This window comes from Halodurantibacterium flavum (assembly GCF_042681825.1).
Classification (GTDB): Bacteria; Pseudomonadota; Alphaproteobacteria; order Rhodobacterales; family Rhodobacteraceae; genus Halodurantibacterium; species Halodurantibacterium flavum.
Window position 1 is genome coordinate 21,005 of record NZ_JBHUGH010000011.1, and the last position, 16,533, is coordinate 37,537.

Consider the following 16,533-nt stretch of genomic DNA (forward strand, 5'->3'; position numbering starts at 1 on the left):
ATCGATGTTTCGGGGGCGCCGGGAATTCTTGGAAATTCTTTCATCTCACCGCCCCAACTATATATGGGGACCTCCTGCCCAGATGACGCAATTTATGCGCCTCTGCTCCCGATCTGTTCTCCCGAGCGCTCGCGTTTTCGCGAGCAATCCCGCCAATCCTCCCGAAAATAACCGTTGCTTCCCATGATTTCCCATGGCATTCCGGTTCCAGACGATGGGACGGGCAGACAAGGGGCGACAAAGAACCCCGAGGCGACCAAGCAGGCTTCATACAGGCACCCCGCTTCATCATCACAACGAAGAAGATCCGGCCCGCGCGAGCAGCATCCCCCAAGGTGGTAAGCGTAACCGGACGAACCCGATTGACGGGACGAGGGCGGCGGATCGGGCAGTGGCAGCAGCCCGATCCGCCGTTTCATTTCCGGCGGGTCAGGAACGGAAAAAGCCGGAATACCGGCATAAACGGGACAGTTGAAAGGCCGCAGCAAGTGGCGCACACGTTCAGAGGCGAGTTCAACCAGAAGGTTGATGCGAAGGGCCGGGTCTCCATCCCCGCGCCCTTCCGCCGCGTTCTGGAGGCAGGCGACCCCGACTGGGCCGACGGGCACCGCCCGCGCTTCGTGATCGTCTATGGCGATGAGCGGCGCAAGTTCCTGGAATGTTACACGATTTCCGCCATGCGAGAGGTCGAGGCGCAGATCGCCCGGCTGCCGCGCGGCTCGGGCACGCGGCGGCTGCTCGAACGGGTCATGATCACCCTGTCGCATTCATCCGAGGTCGATGAGGACGGGCGCATCGTTCTCCCGCAGAAGTTGCGCGACAAGATCGGTCTTTCGGCCGAAGCCGTCTTTGCGGGGGCACTCGATACATTCCAGATCTGGCAGCCGGAAACCTATGAGGCCGATCTGGTCGAGGCGGCGCAGGCAGAGCTTGAGGCCCTGCCCGAAGGCGCGGATATCCTGTCGCTTCTGGGCGACCTGCCGGGGGATTGACCCATGGCGGATGGCAGTCCCCATATCCCGGTTCTGCTGCGCCCCCTCCTTGCGGCCGTGGCCCCGGTTCACGGCATCTGGCTGGACGGAACTCTGGGTGCCGGCGGCTATGCAAAGGGGCTGCTGGAGGCCGGTGCCGCGCTTGTGATCGGAATTGATCGCGATCCCCTGGCGCTGGAACTGGCCGGGGCCTGGGCGCAGGGGTTCGGGCCCCGCGTGCAGCTTGTTCAGGGGACTTTCAGCGAACTTGATGCCCATGCGGCGGAACCGTTGCAGGGCGTGGTGCTGGATCTTGGCGTGTCCTCCATGCAACTCGATCAGGCAGAGCGCGGCTTTTCCTTTACCCGGGAAGGCCCCCTCGACATGCGGATGAGCCAGTCAGGCGAAAGCGCCGCCGATCTGGTGAACTCCCTGCCCGAAGGTGAGCTTGCCGACATCCTGTTCCAGTTCGGCGAGGAGCGCGCCTCGCGCCGGATCGCGCGCGCGATTGTCGCGGCCCGCGTGGTCAAGCCGTTCGAGACGACGCTCGAACTCGTCCGCGTCATCGAAGGTTGCCTGCCCCGCCCCAAGCCCGGCCAGAGCCATCCGGCGACGCGCAGCTTTCAAGCCATCCGCATCGCGGTGAACAGGGAATTCGAGCAGCTTGTCGCAGGGTTGGAGGCCGCGGAACGCGCGCTTGCACCTGGGGGCAAACTTGCTGTCGTGACCTTCCACTCGCTTGAGGATCGCATCGTGAAGCGGTTCCTCCAGGTGCGGTCGGGGCAGGGCGGTAACGCCAATCGTTATGCCCCCGAACAGGCCGCGGATGCGCCGCGTTTCCGCATCCTTACGCGCAAGGCGGTGGGCGCGGATGAGGAAGAGCTTGCAGCAAATCCGCGCGCCCGCTCGGCGCTTTTGCGGGTAGCCGAACGGACGACGGCACCGGCGGGGCCGGTGGACCGTTCCGCGCTCGGCGTGCCGCGTCTCGCAGGGGGGGCAGGCTGATGCGTTCGGTCCTTTATGTGCTGACGGCCCTTTCGGTGATGGCGCTGGCCTACTGGGCCTATAGGGAAAACTATCAGACCCAACAGGCGCTGCGCGAAATCGGGGCGCTCAACCGTGAAATCCGCGCGCTGAATGAGGCGCTGAGCGTTCAGCGCGCCGAATGGGCCTATCTCAACCGGCCCGAACGCCTGCGCGAGCTGGCCGATCTCAACTTCGACCGACTGGGCCTTTTGCCCCTGGCGCCCGAGCAGTTCGGCACGGTCGAAGGCGTTCCCTTCCCGCTGCCACCCGAAGCCGTGATCGACCCCGGCGCCCTGACCTCTGATCTGGAGAGCGAGATATGATCCGCACGCCCCTGCGTCCGCTGGCCCGCATCCTGCTTGCCCGTCAACGCGGTGAAAACCCCGACGCGATCGAGCGCGAGAACCTCCGCCTGCGGCACGAGGCGATGCGCGACCGTGCGCGTCTCCGGGCCGAGAGCCGTCTGTTGCTGCTGGGGGTCTTCTTTTTCGCAGCCTTCACGGTGATCGGCGCGCGCATGGGGCTGATGGCCGCCTCGGAACCGCAGGAGCCGCGCGTGGCCTCCTCGGGGGCGGATATCGTGGCGCAGCGGGCCGATATCGTGGACCGCAATGGCCGCATTCTCGCCACCAACCTCGTTACCCATTCGCTTTACGCCCAGCCGCATCAGATGATCGATCCTGAACGGGTCGCGGTAAAGCTGGTCGAGCTTTTCCCCGATCTGAACCACGATACCCTCGTGCGGCAGTTCACCGATCCGGAGCGTCGGTTCATCTGGATCAAGCGCCGCCTGTCGCCCGAACAGGTTCAGGCGGTTCACGACATTGGCGATCCCGGTCTGCTGTTCGGCCCGCGAGAGATGCGGCTTTATCCCAACGGCAGGCTTGCGGCGCATATTCTGGGCGGCGCGGGTTTCGGCCGTGAAGGCGTGAACTCGGCCGAGATCATCGGCGTTGCGGGGGTCGAGCGTCAGTTCGACGAATATCTGCGCGATCCGGCCAATGCCGCCGACCCGCTCGAACTGTCGATCGACCTTTCGGTCCAGGCAGCCGCGCGCGAGGTTCTGGAAGGCGGGATGCGCCTGATGAACGCCAAGGGCGCCACCTCGATCATCCTCGATGTCCGGACGGGCGAGGTGATCTCGATGGTCTCGCTCCCGGATTTCGACCCCAATACGCGGCCACAGCCCCTGACCGAGGGCGACGCCTCGGACAGCCCGCTGTTCAACCGGGCGGTTCAGGGGGTCTATGAACTCGGCTCCACCTTCAAGGTCTTTACCACCGCGCAGGCAATTGATGAGGGGCTGGTCAATGCCGGTACCCGGATCGACACGCGCGGCCCGATGACCTGGGGTCGGTTCCGCATCCGCGACTTCCGCAACTACGGGCCGGAACTGACGGTGACGGACGTGATGGTCAAGAGCTCGAACATCGGCACCGCGCGGATTGCCATGATGTTCGGGGGACGGCGTCAGCAGGAATTCCTGCGCACGCTGGGGTTCCTCGATCCCTTGTCGGTCGAGTTGTCCGAGGCGCCGGGTGCCCGGCCGTTGTTGCCGCGCCAGTGGTCAGACATCTCGACCATGACGATTTCCTATGGCCACGGACTGTCGGCCAGCCCGCTGCATCTGGCCGCCGGCTATGCCTCGATCGTCAACGGGGGGACGCTGGTGCGGCCCACGCTCTTGCGGCAGGATCAGCCGCAGGTCGGCGAGCGGATCATCTCGGAACATACCTCTGCGGTGATGCGCGACATGCTGCGGCAGGTGGTGACGCGGGGCACGGCGAGCTTTGGCGATGTGCCCGGCTATGCCGTGGGCGGCAAGACCGGGTCCGCCGACAAACCGCGTCCCGAGGGGGGCTATTACCGCGACCGCGTCATGGCGACCTTTGCAAGCTTTTTCCCCGCCCATGATCCCCGCTACGTCCTTGTCGTGACGCTGGACGAAGGCGTCGAAACCTCGGGGCCGGAACCGCGCCGCACTGCCGGCTGGACGGCGGTTCCTGTCGCGGCCGAGATGATCCGCCGCACGGCGCCGTTGTTGGGGATGCGCCCGGTCATTGAACCCCGAGTCGAAGATGCAGTAACACTCGTCCGCAACTGAAAGGCGGGCATATGACACAGACGAAATCCCTCGCAGAGCTTGGCCTGCGCGCGCAGAACGGCGAAGAGGCGCGGATCACCGGGCTTTCGGTCGACAGCCGCGAGGTGAGGGAGGGGCACCTGTTTGCTGCGCTGCCGGGCGCAAGGCTGCATGGCGCCGAATTCATCCAGTATGCCCTGCGGATGGGGGCGGGCGCGGTGCTGACCGATCCCGCCGGGGCTCGCGCCGCGCGCGAGGTTCTGGCGGGCTCGCCCGTGCCGGTGATCGTGACGGAAGACCCCCGCGCGGCGCTCGCCTTTGCGGCGGCGCTGTGGTTCGGGCGCCAGCCCGAGGTCATGGTGGCCGTCACCGGCACGAACGGCAAGACCTCCGTGGCGACCTTCGTGCGCCAGATCTGGACGGCGCTGGGGCATAATGCCTGCAACTTCGGGACAACGGGCATCGAGGGCGCCTTTGCCGCGCCCCTGAACCACACGACGCCCGAACCCATCACCCTGCATCGCCTGCTGGCCCAAATGGCCGACGAGGGCGTGACCCATGCCGCGATGGAGGCATCCTCCCACGGTCTGGACCAGCGCCGGCTGGATGCGGTGCGGCTGCGGGCGGCGGCCTTCACGAATTTCACGCAGGATCATCTGGATTACCACGAGACCTTTGACGCATATTTCGCAGCCAAGGCAGGGCTTTTTGCGCGGGTGCTGCCGGATGAGGGCGTCGCGGTCATCAATATCGACGATCCGCGCGGAGAGGATATGGCCGCAATTGCCCGGCGGCGGGAACAGGATGTGATTACCGTGGGGCGTGCCGAAACAGCCGACCTGCGCCTGATCGGCCAGCGTGCCGAAACCGTGGGGCAGGAACTGCGGTTCGCATGGCAGGGCCAGGCGCGGCAGGTGCATCTGGATCTCATCGGTGATTTTCAGGCCTCGAACGTTCTGGCCGCCACCGCACTGGCGATCGCGGCGGGCGAAAGGCCGGATGCGGTTTTTGACGTGCTGCCCGGCCTCGTGACGGTGCGCGGACGGATGCAGCATGTAGCGACACGGCGGAACGGCGCGCCGGTTTTCGTGGATTATGCCCACACGCCCGACGCGCTCGCGACGGCGCTGCGCGCGCTGCGTCCACATGTGATGGGGCGGCTTCTGGTGGTGTTCGGCGCCGGCGGGGATCGTGACAAGGGCAAGCGCCCGCTCATGGGCGTGGCGGCGCGGGATCATGCGGATGTGGTCTTTGTCACCGACGACAATCCCCGGTCCGAGGTGCCCGCGGATATCCGCGCCGCCATCCTTGCGGCCTGCCCCGAGGCGAATGAGGTCGGTGACCGGGCCGAGGCGATCCTGCGCGCGGTCGATGCCCTGGGGGCGGGCGACGCCCTGCTGATCGCGGGCAAGGGCCATGAGACCGGGCAGACCATCGGCGATTCCGTTTTTCCGTTCGATGATGCGGAACAGGCCAGCGTCGCGGTCGCAGCACTGGACGGAGGCTTCTGATGGGGCGGCTTCTGATGGCGCCGCTCTGGACATCGGATGACGCGGCGCGGGCGATGGGCGGCGAGGTGCGCGGCAGCTTCGACATCACCGGGCTTTCGATCGACACGCGCAGCCTGAAACCGGGCGATCTGTTCGTCGCGCTGACGGCGGCGCGCGACGGCCATGACTTCGTCGCGCAGGCGTTGGAAAAGGGCGCCGCCGGGGCGCTGGTTTCGCGCGTGCCGCCGGGGGTGGCGCCGGATGCGCCCTTGATCGTCGTGCCGGATGTTCTGCCCGCGCTCTGCGATCTGGCGCGGGCCGCCCGTGCCCGGACAAGGGCGCGGATCGTGGGCGTCACCGGCTCGGTCGGCAAGACATCGACCAAAGAGATGCTGCGCACGATGCTTGCGTCGCAGGGGCAGGTCCATGCCGCCGAGGCGAGCTTCAACAATCACTGGGGCGTTCCCCTGACGCTTGCCCGGATGCCGGCAGATGCGGATTTCGCCGTGATCGAGATCGGGATGAGCAATCCGGGCGAGATTTCACCGCTTGCCCGGCTCGCGCGGCCGCATGTCGCGATGATCACCACGGTTGCACCGGCGCATCTTGCCGCCTTTGGCAGCCTTGAGGGGATCGCGCATGAGAAGGCCGCGATCCTTGACGGGTTGGAGCCGGGCGGCACGGCTGTCTTGCCCGCCGATCTGGGCGTGACGCCGATCCTGACGGCAAAGGCGGCAGAGGTCGGGGCACAGGTCGTGCTTTTCGGCACTGGCGCTGCCGCGGATCTGCGGATGATCAGCGCGACTGCGGCGCAGGATACGCTCGTCGTTCGGGCCGAGGTGATGGGTGAGCCGCTTCTCTACAAGGTTCTCGCCGCAGGGCGCCACTTTGCCATGAACGCGCTCGGCTGCCTCGGGGTGGCCGGCGCGCTGGGGGTGGACCGGACGCTGGCCGCGCTCGACATCGGGCTCTGGAGACCGCCGGGCGGGCGCGGGTCGCGCGAAACCATCGTGCTCGATCTTGTCGAGGACGATTTGCGGTTCGAGCTGATCGACGACGCTTTCAACGCCAATCCGGCCTCGCTTGCGGCGGCGCTCGAGGTGCTTGCGGCGGCGAAACCTGCCGACGGGATCGGCCGCGTCTCGGGCGGACGTCGCATCGCGGTCCTGGGCGACATGCTGGAGCTTGGCGCCGACGAGGCCGTCCTCCACGCCGAAATCGCCAATTGGAAAGATCTGCGGGCGGTGGACCGTGTGCATTGCGTCGGCCCGCGGATGCGCCACCTGTGGCAGGCGCTGCCTGCCCGCAAACGCGGCGAATGGGCCGAACGGGCCGAAGACATGGCCGCCCGTGCGCGGCATCTGGTCGATGCCGGCGATATCGTGCTGGTCAAGGGGTCCAAGGGAAGCAAGGTCAGCCTGGTTGTTGACGCGCTGCGGAAATTGGGCCAAGCGGACGCGGAACAGAACCGGGGGACGGCCTAGGAATGCTATATTGGTTGACGGAGTTCGGTGATGGCGGGATGTTCAACCTCTTCCGCTACATCACCTTCCGTGCGGGCGCTGCCTTTTTCACGGCGCTGCTGTTCGGGTTCATTTTCGGCCGCCCCCTGATCGACCTGTTGCGCCGCAGCCAGCGGAACGGGCAGCCGATCCGGGACGACGGCCCGCAAAGCCATCTGTCGAAGGCCGGCACACCGACGATGGGGGGCGTGCTGATCCTCGGCGCGGTGCTGACCTCGACCCTGCTCTGGGCGCGGCTCGACAACCCCTATATCTGGATCGTTCTTCTGGTGACGTTCAGCTTCGGCATGATCGGCTTTGCCGACGACTATGCCAAGGTGAGCAAGAACAACACGCGCGGCGTGCCGGGCCGGGTCCGGATGGGCCTCGGTCTTGCGATTGCCGCCTGTGCGGGCATTGCCGCCGCGGCCTTTCATCCGCCGGAGCTGACGAACCAGCTTGCGTTTCCGGTGTTCAAGACGGTCCTCCTCAACCTCGGGATATTCTTTGTTCCGTTCTCGATGCTGGTGATCGTGGGGGCGGCCAACGCGGTGAACCTGACTGACGGGCTGGACGGGCTGGCGATCATGCCGGTGATGATCGCGGCCGGGGCGCTTGGCGTCATCGCCTATGCCGTCGGGCGGGCGGATTTCACGCAGTATCTGGACGTGCATTACGTTCCGGGCACGGGCGAAATCCTGATCTTTACCGCGGGGCTGATCGGCGGCGGGCTCGGGTTCCTCTGGTATAATGCGCCACCGGCGGCGGTCTTCATGGGCGACACCGGCAGCCTCGCGCTTGGCGGCGCCCTGGGGGCCATCGCGGTCTGCACCAAGCATGAGATCGTGCTTGCCATCGTGGGCGGCCTTTTCGTGGTCGAGGCGCTGAGCGTCATCATCCAGGTGCTTTACTTCAAGCGCACCGGCAAGCGGGTCTTCCTGATGGCGCCGATCCATCATCACTTCGAAAAAAAAGGCTGGGCCGAGCCGCAGATCGTGATCCGCTTCTGGATCATCTCGCTGATCCTCGCGCTGATCGGACTTGCGACGCTGAAGGTGCGGTGAGCCTTGCGGCGAGGCCGGCCCGCGTGCAGGCTCGATATCATGGGTGAAGCTTTATGATTCCCGTTCGTGGATATGAAGGGCGCCGGGTTGCGGTGCTGGGCCTTGGACGCTCCGGGCTTGCCACGGCGCATGCCCTGCGCGCAGGCGGGGCGGAACCGCTTGTCTGGGACGACAGCCCCGAGGCGCGCGACAAGGCGGTGGCCGCCGGGTTCGCGCCGCATGACCTGACGCGGGAACAGGCGTTTGACGGCGTGGCCTCGCTGATCGTGAGCCCGGGCATCCCGCATCTTTACCCGAGCCCCAATCCGATCATTGCCCGCGCAATGGCCGCCGGCGTGCCGGTGGACAATGATATCGGGCTCTTTTTCCGGTCCTGGGGGGCCCGCGGCTGGGAATCGATGGACCAGACGCCGCGCGTCGTTGCCGTCACAGGCTCGAACGGGAAATCCACGACGACCGCCCTGATCCACCACATCCTCTCCGTCTCGGGCCGTCCGTCGCAGATGGCAGGCAATATCGGGCGTGGGGTTCTGGACATCGAGCCCGCGCAGGACGGTGAGGTCGTGGTGCTGGAGCTTTCCAGCTATCAGACCGAACTCGCCCGGGCGCTGACGCCGGATATCGCGGTCTTTACCAACCTGTCGCCGGATCACCTCGATCGCCATGGCGGCATGGGGGGCTATTTTGCGGCCAAGCGGCGCTTGTTCTCCGAAGGTGGGCCGGATCGGGCGGTGATCGGGGTCGATGAGGTCGAGGGACGCTTTCTGGCGAACCAGATGGCCGAGGCGCCCGAGGACGACCGCCTGATCCGCATCTCCTCGGGGCAAAAGCTGGAAGGCGCCGGCTGGTCGGTCTTTGCGCGCAAAGGCTTTCTGGCGGAATGGCGCAAGGGGCGGCAGGTGGCATCCGTCGATCTGCGGGGCATCCGGGGCCTGCCGGGTGCGCATAACCATCAGAACGCCTGCGCGGCCTACGCTGCGGCGCGGGCGCTCGGGCTTGCGCCGCGCGTCATCGAAGAGGCCTTTCATTCATTCGAGGGATTGCCGCACCGGACCCAGATCGTGGGGGAACGGAACGGCGTCACATTCGTCAACGACAGCAAGGCGACGAATGTCGACAGCGCCGCCAAGGCACTTCAGGCTTTCCCTCGCATCCGCTGGATCGCGGGCGGGCTTGGCAAGGATGGCGGCATCGCGGCTCTTGCCGGTTATCTGGCCCCCGTGGTCAAGGCATATCTGATCGGCCATTCCGCCCGGGAATTTGCGCTTCAGATCGGCACCACCCCGCATGAGGTATGCGAGACGATGGAACGCGCCGTCGAAAGCGCCATGGCCGAGGCCGAGCCGGGCGAGGTGGTTCTTCTGGCCCCGGCTGCGGCGAGCTTTGATCAATACCCGAACTTCGAGAAGCGCGGCGAACATTTCACCGCGCTGGTTCAGTCCCGGCTCTGACCGTTCTTTTTCTGCGCGGCCAGCGCCTCGATCTGCGGGCGCAGGTGTTCCAGTTGATAGCCATGCCGTGCGGGTAAGCCTATAAGGTCATCGGTCGGCTGATCGCCCGCCTGCGACAGGGCCCAGACGGTGGATGACCGGTTGCCCGACGCGCAATAGGCCAGGATGGGGCCATCCGCCGCCGCAATCGCCTCGCCCTGGGCGATTACGTTCTCCATCGTAAGCGCACCGCTGATCACGGGATTTTCCACAAACTTGAGGCCCGCCGCCTCGGCCGCCGCGCGGATCTCGCTCGCGTGATGATCGGGCGCGACCTCGGCATCCGGACGGTTGCTGATGATCGTGGTATAGCCCGCGTCCCGGATCGCCGCGACATCCTCCGCCGCGATCTGTGGCGAGACGGCGTAACCGGGGGTAAGGGGGCGTATCTGCATCGGCGCGTTCCTTTTTTGCTCGGGTCTGGCTTGTGGGCGAGGCTTTGTCGCAGGTTATCCGCCAGCGGGCAGAGAAGAAAGTGCTGCCGCACGCCGCGATCTGCATAAAAACATGACTGCGCCGGATCGGCGGGCCAACAGCGCCTGCCTTTCTGCGACATTTTATTCAACCTTGACCTGTATCAATTCCGGAAACGGGGGAATCAGCGTATGCTTGGTCATTACAGAAGACATGCTTGGAAGAACCCCGATGGCCACGCCGCTTGAACGCCGCAGGGCACAGCTTGAACAGCGTCTGCAAGAGCTGGGTCTGCGACTGGAACGCATCGAAGAAGAGCTCGACAGTCACGACAGCCGTGACTGGCCCGAACTGGCGACCGAGCGCGAACCCGATGAGGTGCTGGAACAGATGGGAAGCGCCGGATTGCGTGAGATGCGGATGATCGAGGCGGCGTTGCAGCGGATCGAGGCCGGCGATTACGGCCGTTGCCAGCGCTGCGGTGCCGCCATCGCCGAAGAACGACTGGACCTGCTGCCTTTTACGCCGTTCTGCCAGCGTTGCGCGTCCTGATGCGGCAGCCCGGTTGACGATGTAATTTTGAACGAGAGGAGGAGACGATGCTTCACACCCCCAAGCGCATGGCCGATCTGGCTGAACAGATCGCGACCCGCGCCGAAACGCTCGCCCCCCAGGATGAAAAGCTGCGCGCCCTGCTGAGCGAAATGCAGGAACTTGCCCGCGTGCTGCCGCCGGAAACCAGGGAGCGGGCCGGTGCCGAAGACGACTGCGAATATGAGGCGATGTTCAACAACATGCCGATCTGAGCGGGGCAGGGGCTGGTGCCGCGCTTCAGCCGCCGCCGATGCGGGGGCGTAATGCGGTGCGGTTGTTGCTATGCATTCGCCTCGTCTGACCTCAGCCGAGGATTATGCCCGTGACGACCAGTGCCAGCCCCAGCGCGGAAAGGCCAAGGGACGATATGTTGATGATGACCGCACGCTGAAGCCGCGCGCGCTGCTCTTCCTCGCTCAGGGCGGCGCGGCGCAGGCGCAGCGCGATGGTTACGCACCAGCCGATCCCCGCGATACCCGCCACGGTCATTGCGGCCCCGATCCAGACAAGCCAGTCCATCATCCCTCCTTGTGATCCTTTCGCCTGCCCTAGCCCAGCGGGGACGGGGCGGCAAGTGGCTCCACCCTGAAGCGCGGCCCCTTGAAGCGCGGCGGCACGGCCGCTAGGAAGCACAAAACTTCAGGAGAGAGCGATGAGCGATGTGATCAGCGACGAGACCTATAACGTCACCGCAGAAGAGCTGCGTCAGTTCATCGAGCGCTACGAACATCTGGAAGCCGAGAAGAAGGACATCACCGAGCAGCAGAAAGAGGTGATGGCCGAGGCCAAGGGGCGCGGCTATGACACCAAGGTGCTGCGCAAGATCGTCGCCCTGCGCAAGCGTCAGCCCGACGACATCGCCGAGGAAGAGGCGGTGCTGGAAATGTACAAGGCCGCGCTTGGCATGAGCTGAGCGCGCGACCGCATCAGGGGCGCGGGGTCAGGGGCGCAGCACCCGTACCCCGGGCATCCGCGCCATCGCCTCGACATCGGCATCGTAGATCGCGTCGAGCTGGTCGATATAGTCCTGGGTCCAGTCCGGCATGTCGATTTCCATGTCGAGCGCGTCGGCCTGACCGAATTTTTCCAGATGTGCGGCGATGATCCGGTGGCGGTCGGCAGGCGCCATGCCCGGTGCGATGGCCTGTCGCAGGCTGCGCATTCCCCGCTTGTTTATCAGCGTTTCGACGAGGTCGAATGCCCCTGCCAGCTCCAGGCTATCGTCGATGCCTGCCATGTCGCGCATCACCGTTTCCCAGATCACAGGCGCGTCTTCGTCACACCAGACCGTCACGGTCGCATCCGGGCAGGCCTCGCGGATCGAAGCGACCGTATTCGACCAGCGCAGCGTCGCGGGATCAAGGAGCAACGCGGCCCCGGTCTGTTTCGGCGCGTTGCCCTTGCTGATCAGCGTCTGCAGAAAGGTCGCCGGACTGCGCATGGAGAGATAAAAGGCCGTGGGCGCGTCAGGGAAAAGCTGACGCAGGCCGCTCGTCTTCTCGCCGGCGCGGGCATAGATCTGGTTCTGCGCCAACGCCCAGTTCGGCTGGCCGAGGAAATTCTCGTTGCAAAAGATGATGCGGTCCGGGCTGTCCTCATCCATCACGTTTTCCAGCAGGAAGGCCTGCGTCTCGGCCGAGGCCGGCGCCCCGCCGAGCGTTTCCAGCGCCTCGCGCAGCACATGCCTGAACCGGGCCGGACCGGCGACGACCGTCCCCGCCTTCGAAAGCGGCCCCCGATCGCGCAGAAGGGATCGGCAAAGGCGCTCTGACTCGGTGCAATGGGCGCCGAGGTGATAGATGATCTGCATCGTGAACCGCTTTCCGGACTTCCTTTGCGCCGGTTATACCTGCATTTCTGGACAGGAAAACGCCTTTCCTGTAACCGGGGCGCCATGCAAGCGCAGGATCCGTCACAAACTTCGTTGCTGCGACCCGGTTCAGGAGGCGCGCGCGGCGTCTTCAACCTGTGGTCCCTCGGTGCGATTCTGATCGCGCTGCTTGTTCTGGCGCCCATCGCGACGGTGATCTGGCTTGCGTTCAACCCGGTCGAGAATATCTGGCCGCATCTGACGCGCACGACGCTGCCGCGCTATCTGTCGAACACGCTGATCCTGATGCTGGGGGTGGGTGCTGTCACGGCGGCGGTCGGTGCGACGACAGCCTGGCTTGTGTGCATGTACCGCTTTCCGGGCGCGCGTGTGCTGGAATATGCGCTTTTGCTGCCGCTGGCGGTGCCGGCCTATGTCGGGGCCTATGCGCTTGTTGATCTGCTGGAATATTCGGGTCCGGTGCAGGTCGCGCTGCGAGAGGCCTTTGGCTGGGCATCGGCGCGGGACTACTGGTTTCCGCGCATCAGAAGCCGCGGCTTTGCCATTCTGGTCCTTTCCGCAGCGCTTTATCCTTATGTCTATCTTCTGGCCCGGGCCGCGTTCCGCGAACAGTCCGGCGCGTCCTATGAGGTTGCGCGCGCCCTTGGCAGCGGCGGCCTGAGGCTCTTTTTCCGGGTGGGGCTGCCGCTTGCGCGGCCGGCCATCGCGGTCGGCGTGGCGCTGGCGATGATGGAAACCGTGAACGATTACGGCGTGGTCAGCTACTTTGCGGTCCAGACGCTGACCACGGGCATCTTTACCGTCTGGCTCTCTGCCGGCAATCCGGGGGGGGCCGCGCAACTTGCCACCGTCATCCTGGGGCTCATCCTGCTGCTTGTCGCGCTGGAACGGCTGAGCCGCCGTCGCCAACGCTATTTCCAGAGCGCGCGGCACAGCCGCCCCATCGAAAAGCGCCGTCTGAGCGGCGTTGCGGGTCTGGGTGCAATGTTCGCCTGCGCGGTTCCGGTGGCGTTGGGGTTTGTGGTGCCGCTGGGGGTCATCCTCTGGCACGCGCTGCAACGCCCCGATCTGTGGCTTGCGCCCGGATTGCTGCGGGCGCTGCGGCACACGCTGGTTGCAGGCGGTGCGGCGGCCTTTCTGGCAGTGCTGGCGGCGCTGTTCCTTGTCTACGGCGTGCGGCTGACGGGGCGCAGCCTGCCGAGGCTTCTGTTGCCCTTTACCACCATCGGCTATGCCGCGCCCGGGGCGGTGCTGGCCGTGGGGTTGCTGATCCCGCTGGCGGCAATGGATCATCGCCTTGCCGACGGGATCGCCGCGCTGACCGGGAACGATCCCGGGCTCATCCTGACCGGCACGGCCTTTGCGGTCGTGCTGGCCTATGTGATCCGCTTTTTCGCGATCGCGCAGGGTGCGGTCGATGCCGCATTCGGCCGGGTCTCGCCCAGCCTGCCGATGGCCGCCCATTCGCTGGGACGCGGGCGGACAGGGGTTCTGACGGCGGTCTACCTGCCCTTGATGCGGGGGACGGTGGGCACGGCGCTGCTGCTGGTCTTTGTGGATTGCGTCAAGGAACTGCCCGCGACGCTGCTGCTGCGCCCGTTCAACTACAACACATTGGCGACGCTTGTGCATGAAAAGGCCAGTACCGAGGCCCTGACCGAAGCCGCGCCTGCGGCGGTTCTCATCGTCCTGGTGGCTTCGGCCGCGGTGGCGCTGCTTGCACGCGCCAATCGCTGAAAGACTTGCACCCGCCCCGCCCCGCTTGTATCTGAGGCGCGTGCCCCTATAGCTCAGCTGGTAGAGCGTCTGATTTGTAATCAGAGGGTCGGCGGTTCAAGTCCGTCTGGGGGCACCATCTTGATCGGAAGAAATCGACCTGCTGAAGGCGCTCCCTAACCCGCTTTCCTCAGCCGCTCTGCTGCGCAATCGGCAAGGTCATTTTCGGCAGCGGTGCCGGGCTTGAACTCGGGCCGGGGCGCATCCTTGGCTTGGGTGGAAACAGGATTGCGCAACACGCTGACCTGATGCGCCGTGAGGTTCTGGAACGAGGGAAGGGCCATCTTGCGAACTCCATCAACATGAAACCGGAAAAACTCGTGCAGGCATCACCCGCAATGCGTGAGAGCGGCGGGCGATGACGCACGACGTTTATCATGAAAACGATTTCTCACAAAGGTTGTATCTTTGGTTTGAACTCGCTTTCTTTGACCGGTTGGTCAGATCAGCGTGACGGCAAAGCGGTTGATCTGCAATTCCTGCGGCGGATGGCGCAGTTGCACGATCAGCCGGCGCTGGACGTCCCCGCCGGTCACCGGCAATGGCAGTCGAAGCAACGTAAGCTCCGGATTCAGATGCCATTCGGTGACGGGGCCGTCGCTGGGCTGATCGCCCGTCATGTCCCGCAGGAACACATCCGCCACGAGATCGGAACCACCGCGCAGATCAGCCTCAATATAGCAGGTGCCTGCCGCCGCAAGCGAGGGCCCGCCCAGTTCGATCGTCATCCAGTCGGCGTGGGTCCGGCTGATGACAGTGATGGCCTGATCCGAAGGAGTCACGAGCGCGCCGATGTCCGACGGCAGGCAGATTCCGAAACGGGGTCCAAGCGCCTGAAACCCCTGCATCTGGATGCTGCGCGCGGAACCGGCCTTCGTGCCTTGCAGGTCCTTTTTCAGGTCGAATCGTTCCGCCCCAAATGTGGCGAGCATTGCGGCGGCCGCGTCGAAGTTCCGCACTGCAGCTTGATAGAGCGTTGTCACCCGTGTCTTCCTGTTCATGATTTCCAGTTGCGGCAAGCTTGCATCACGCACGCGGGGAGTGCAAACGACAACAGGCATTCTTATTCCACGCAGCATCGGAAACCGTGATCTGAAACCGGGCTTCCATTGACCTGATGATGGTGATCTGCGATGCCGGCCGCGCTTCAGATCGGAGATGCCATGCAGGACAAGACGCAGGACAAAACGCTGGACCGGGCCGAGTCGGATCTTCTTTCGGTGATCCTGCGGCTGCATGCGGCGGGCGGCAGGGTGGAGCGCGACGCCCTTTCTGTCGAGGCCCGCGGACGTGGGCTGGAGGTCGGCCGCCCACTGGCGCGCCTCAAGACGCTGGGATTCGTTGAGGAATGGGAGCGGCGGCCGTTCTTCCTGCGGCGCTGGTTCGGCGCGCGTGCGGTGGCCCTTGTGCGGCCGACTGAGGCGGGCCTTGCGTGGGCGCCCGCGCCTGAGCCTTCTGAAGGTGCTGAGTCCTTTGCGGACGATGCCCTCGCGGACGCTGCGGTGTCGGAAACTGCGCCTCCGGTTCCGCCTGCGGATGCGCCCGTTGCCGTCCCGTCTGTGCCGGACTCCCCCGCCGACCTTCAGTCAGAAACGCCCGCGCAGGATGTCCCCGAGGCTGTTGAAGCCCCCGAGATCACGGAAGCCCCGGCGGCGCCTGTGTCGCCCGAGGCGCCGCAGCCCACCCCTGTCATTCCGCCGCGCGCCCGTGCGCCTGTGCGCCCGCCCGTCGGCTATAGCGACGAACTCGGCGGTGTGCCGGTCGAAGTCGCCATTCGCATGCCTGTGGATGAAGAGGTTATGGAGGGGCTGCGCGACATGCTTTCGGTGGTGGGCATGGAACTGACCATGGCGGGCGAGGCGCTGATCGCCGACCGGATAGGCAAGGGCGCCTCGGCCGGTGAGGCGCTGTCGCAGGTGGTCCTCTTTGCCTTTGCCCATGCCATCCAGCTTGAGCACATGTCCGCCGGCGGGCTGGAGGCAGCTGGGCTCCGCGATTACGCGGTCGAGGTCATGCGCGAGATCGAAAAGCTGCGTGACGGCGGCGAGATCGGCGATGACCGGTTCGAGGCCGACATGCGCAGTCTCTGGTCTCTGGTCGAGGATGCACCGGATCAGGCGGCGCGGGCGGCTGCGCTGCTGCTCGATCCCGTCGGGGGGGCGGCGCCGACGGCGATTCTGCCCGACGATCTGCGTCAGGCCGATGAGGACGATACCGACAGCGAAAGCTACTGATCTCCGCAAACCGCGCTTGCCTGCGCCGCGGGCGATGGGGCAGTCTGCATCCAGGGCC

Annotated in this window: 18 protein-coding genes and 1 tRNA gene; 14 read left to right on the plus strand and 5 right to left on the minus strand. The window is 65.5% G+C overall.

Annotated elements, in window-relative coordinates; genetic code table 11:
• The first annotated feature begins 488 nt into the window (after positions 1 to 488).
• Genes mraZ through murD form a run of 8 tightly spaced genes read left to right on the plus strand, consistent with a single transcriptional unit; the run spans position 489 to position 9,587 of the window.
• Positions 489 to 992 carry a division/cell wall cluster transcriptional repressor MraZ gene (mraZ, locus tag ACFSGJ_RS14290; RefSeq protein ID WP_390263182.1) on the plus strand — a complete coding sequence of 168 codons (504 nt, stop codon included), beginning with the start codon at positions 489 to 491 and terminating at the stop codon, positions 990 to 992.
• A 3-nt stretch (positions 993 to 995) separates the two neighbouring features.
• On the plus strand, positions 996 to 1,976 hold the full coding sequence (gene rsmH / locus ACFSGJ_RS14295; RefSeq protein ID WP_390263185.1) for a 16S rRNA (cytosine(1402)-N(4))-methyltransferase RsmH: 981 nt from the start codon (positions 996 to 998) through the stop codon (positions 1,974 to 1,976).
• Entirely contained in the window at positions 1,976 to 2,320 is a 345-nt protein-coding gene (gene ftsL / locus ACFSGJ_RS14300; protein WP_390263188.1) for a cell division protein FtsL, read from the plus strand. The genes rsmH and ftsL overlap by 1 nt, the downstream gene beginning before the upstream one ends.
• Positions 2,317 to 4,101: a peptidoglycan D,D-transpeptidase FtsI family protein gene (locus ACFSGJ_RS14305; RefSeq protein WP_390263191.1), complete on the plus strand. Its 1,785-nt coding sequence runs from the start codon at positions 2,317 to 2,319 to the stop codon at positions 4,099 to 4,101. Before ftsL ends, ACFSGJ_RS14305 begins: the two co-directional genes overlap by 4 nt.
• 11 nt (positions 4,102 to 4,112) lie before the next feature.
• Complete coding sequence (locus ACFSGJ_RS14310; protein WP_390263194.1) at positions 4,113 to 5,591, plus strand: UDP-N-acetylmuramoyl-L-alanyl-D-glutamate--2,6-diaminopimelate ligase; 1,479 nt, start codon at positions 4,113 to 4,115, stop codon at positions 5,589 to 5,591.
• Between the two features lie 14 nt (positions 5,592 to 5,605).
• Entirely contained in the window at positions 5,606 to 7,054 is a 1,449-nt protein-coding gene (locus ACFSGJ_RS14315; protein ID WP_390263452.1) for a UDP-N-acetylmuramoyl-tripeptide--D-alanyl-D-alanine ligase, read from the plus strand.
• Positions 7,055 to 7,056: 2 nt separating this feature from the next.
• Positions 7,057 to 8,136, plus strand: coding sequence for a phospho-N-acetylmuramoyl-pentapeptide-transferase (gene mraY / locus ACFSGJ_RS14320; RefSeq protein ID WP_390263197.1), 1,080 nt, complete (start codon positions 7,057 to 7,059; stop codon positions 8,134 to 8,136).
• Positions 8,137 to 8,189: 53 nt separating this feature from the next.
• A complete protein-coding gene (gene murD / locus ACFSGJ_RS14325; protein ID WP_390263201.1) occupies positions 8,190 to 9,587 on the plus strand; it encodes a UDP-N-acetylmuramoyl-L-alanine--D-glutamate ligase in 1,398 nt (465 codons plus the stop codon).
• Here the strand turns inward: murD and ACFSGJ_RS14330 are convergent.
• On the minus strand, positions 9,572 to 10,021 hold the full coding sequence (locus ACFSGJ_RS14330) for a protein tyrosine phosphatase family protein (RefSeq protein WP_390263204.1): 450 nt from the start codon (positions 10,019 to 10,021) through the stop codon (positions 9,572 to 9,574). The genes murD and ACFSGJ_RS14330 overlap by 16 nt on opposite strands.
• Before the next feature lie 250 nt (positions 10,022 to 10,271).
• Here ACFSGJ_RS14330 and ACFSGJ_RS14335 point away from each other — a divergent pair, with 250 nt between their 5' ends.
• Positions 10,272 to 10,592 (plus strand): TraR/DksA family transcriptional regulator, encoded by a 321-nt coding sequence (locus ACFSGJ_RS14335; RefSeq protein WP_390263207.1) that lies wholly within the window; start codon positions 10,272 to 10,274, stop codon positions 10,590 to 10,592.
• A gap of 47 nt (positions 10,593 to 10,639) precedes the next feature.
• A complete protein-coding gene (locus ACFSGJ_RS14340) occupies positions 10,640 to 10,846 on the plus strand; it encodes a hypothetical protein (RefSeq protein ID WP_390263210.1) in 207 nt (68 codons plus the stop codon).
• A gap of 91 nt (positions 10,847 to 10,937) precedes the next feature.
• Here ACFSGJ_RS14340 and ACFSGJ_RS14345 read toward each other — a convergent pair whose 3' ends face one another.
• A complete protein-coding gene (locus tag ACFSGJ_RS14345; protein WP_390263212.1) occupies positions 10,938 to 11,153 on the minus strand; it encodes a hypothetical protein in 216 nt (71 codons plus the stop codon).
• 133 nt (positions 11,154 to 11,286) lie between these two features.
• Here ACFSGJ_RS14345 and ACFSGJ_RS14350 point away from each other — a divergent pair, with 133 nt between their 5' ends.
• A complete protein-coding gene (locus ACFSGJ_RS14350; protein ID WP_390263215.1) occupies positions 11,287 to 11,547 on the plus strand; it encodes a DUF2312 domain-containing protein in 261 nt (86 codons plus the stop codon).
• 27 nt (positions 11,548 to 11,574) lie between these two features.
• On the opposite strand, the gene ACFSGJ_RS14355 is transcribed toward ACFSGJ_RS14350, so the two are convergent.
• Positions 11,575 to 12,444: a hypothetical protein gene (locus tag ACFSGJ_RS14355; protein ID WP_390263217.1), complete on the minus strand. Its 870-nt coding sequence runs from the start codon at positions 12,442 to 12,444 to the stop codon at positions 11,575 to 11,577.
• Positions 12,445 to 12,528: 84 nt separating this feature from the next.
• On the opposite strand from ACFSGJ_RS14355, the gene ACFSGJ_RS14360 reads away from it, so the two are divergent.
• Together ACFSGJ_RS14360 and ACFSGJ_RS14365 are read left to right on the plus strand one after the other, a co-directional pair.
• Positions 12,529 to 14,202, plus strand: a complete 1,674-nt coding sequence (locus tag ACFSGJ_RS14360; protein ID WP_390263220.1) for an ABC transporter permease — start codon at positions 12,529 to 12,531, stop codon at positions 14,200 to 14,202.
• A 42-nt stretch (positions 14,203 to 14,244) separates the two neighbouring features.
• Positions 14,245 to 14,320 (plus strand) — tRNA-Thr (locus ACFSGJ_RS14365).
• Positions 14,321 to 14,357: 37 nt separating this feature from the next.
• On the opposite strand, the gene ACFSGJ_RS14370 is transcribed toward ACFSGJ_RS14365, so the two are convergent.
• Positions 14,358 to 14,525 (minus strand): hypothetical protein, encoded by a 168-nt coding sequence (locus tag ACFSGJ_RS14370; protein ID WP_390263223.1) that lies wholly within the window; start codon positions 14,523 to 14,525, stop codon positions 14,358 to 14,360.
• Positions 14,526 to 14,681: 156 nt separating this feature from the next.
• Entirely contained in the window at positions 14,682 to 15,224 is a 543-nt protein-coding gene (locus ACFSGJ_RS14375; RefSeq protein WP_390263225.1) for a hypothetical protein, read from the minus strand.
• Positions 15,225 to 15,374: 150 nt separating this feature from the next.
• Here ACFSGJ_RS14375 and ACFSGJ_RS14380 point away from each other — a divergent pair, with 150 nt between their 5' ends.
• Positions 15,375 to 16,475, plus strand: coding sequence for a hypothetical protein (locus tag ACFSGJ_RS14380; protein WP_390263228.1), 1,101 nt, complete (start codon positions 15,375 to 15,377; stop codon positions 16,473 to 16,475).
• Positions 16,476 to 16,533 lie beyond the last annotated feature (58 nt).

Excerpts from the sequence above, each read along its gene's own strand:
- rsmH (WP_390263185.1), top strand. The coding sequence starts at position 996 with ATGGCGGATGGCAGTCCCCATATCCCGGTTCTGCTGCGCCCCCTCCTT.
- ftsL (WP_390263188.1), top strand. The coding sequence starts at position 1,976 with ATGCGTTCGGTCCTTTATGTGCTGACGGCCCTTTCGGTGATGGCGCTG.
- ACFSGJ_RS14305 (WP_390263191.1), top strand. The coding sequence starts at position 2,317 with ATGATCCGCACGCCCCTGCGTCCGCTGGCCCGCATCCTGCTTGCCCGT.
- ACFSGJ_RS14310 (WP_390263194.1), top strand. The coding sequence starts at position 4,113 with ATGACACAGACGAAATCCCTCGCAGAGCTTGGCCTGCGCGCGCAGAAC.
- ACFSGJ_RS14315 (WP_390263452.1), top strand. The coding sequence starts at position 5,606 with ATGGCGCCGCTCTGGACATCGGATGACGCGGCGCGGGCGATGGGCGGC.
- mraY (WP_390263197.1), top strand. The coding sequence starts at position 7,057 with ATGCTATATTGGTTGACGGAGTTCGGTGATGGCGGGATGTTCAACCTC.
- murD (WP_390263201.1), top strand. The coding sequence starts at position 8,190 with ATGATTCCCGTTCGTGGATATGAAGGGCGCCGGGTTGCGGTGCTGGGC.
- ACFSGJ_RS14330 (WP_390263204.1), bottom strand. The coding sequence starts at position 10,021 with ATGCAGATACGCCCCCTTACCCCCGGTTACGCCGTCTCGCCACAGATC.
- ACFSGJ_RS14335 (WP_390263207.1), top strand. The coding sequence starts at position 10,272 with ATGGCCACGCCGCTTGAACGCCGCAGGGCACAGCTTGAACAGCGTCTG.
- ACFSGJ_RS14340 (WP_390263210.1), top strand. The coding sequence starts at position 10,640 with ATGCTTCACACCCCCAAGCGCATGGCCGATCTGGCTGAACAGATCGCG.
- ACFSGJ_RS14345 (WP_390263212.1), bottom strand. The coding sequence starts at position 11,153 with ATGGACTGGCTTGTCTGGATCGGGGCCGCAATGACCGTGGCGGGTATC.
- ACFSGJ_RS14350 (WP_390263215.1), top strand. The coding sequence starts at position 11,287 with ATGAGCGATGTGATCAGCGACGAGACCTATAACGTCACCGCAGAAGAG.
- ACFSGJ_RS14355 (WP_390263217.1), bottom strand. The coding sequence starts at position 12,444 with ATGCAGATCATCTATCACCTCGGCGCCCATTGCACCGAGTCAGAGCGC.
- ACFSGJ_RS14360 (WP_390263220.1), top strand. The coding sequence starts at position 12,529 with ATGCAAGCGCAGGATCCGTCACAAACTTCGTTGCTGCGACCCGGTTCA.
- ACFSGJ_RS14370 (WP_390263223.1), bottom strand. The coding sequence starts at position 14,525 with ATGGCCCTTCCCTCGTTCCAGAACCTCACGGCGCATCAGGTCAGCGTG.
- ACFSGJ_RS14380 (WP_390263228.1), top strand. The coding sequence starts at position 15,375 with ATGCCGGCCGCGCTTCAGATCGGAGATGCCATGCAGGACAAGACGCAG.